Below are 207 nucleotides of genomic sequence, written 5' to 3'. Positions count from 1 at the left end.
CTTTTTGGGCACTTTCTCAAGTGGTAAGAGTTATGCCGTTAGGTATTGCTTATGCAATATGGAGCGGATTAGGTATTGTATTGGTTTCAGTTGCCGCCATTTTTCTTTACCAACAAAAACTAGACTTACCTGCTATTGTTGGTATGGCATTAATTATTGCGGGTGTATTAGTGATAAATTTACTGTCTAAAAGTGCTTCCCATTAAT

General features: G+C 36.7%; 1 protein-coding gene. It reads left to right on the top strand.

The genetic code is table 11. The features are described 5' to 3' along the window. Positions 1 to 206: SMR family transporter (locus M997_RS17075; RefSeq protein ID WP_248846342.1), on the top strand; the 206-nt coding region annotated here is incomplete at its 5' end. Between the last annotated feature and the right edge of the window lies 1 nt (position 207).

Origin of the sequence: Proteus hauseri ATCC 700826, assembly GCF_001654965.1 — a bacterium.
In the GTDB taxonomy this organism is placed as follows: Bacteria; Pseudomonadota; Gammaproteobacteria; order Enterobacterales; family Enterobacteriaceae; genus Proteus; species Proteus hauseri.
The sequence above is the reverse complement of the archived record's forward strand: the minus strand, read 5'-3'. Positions and strand labels throughout refer to the sequence as shown.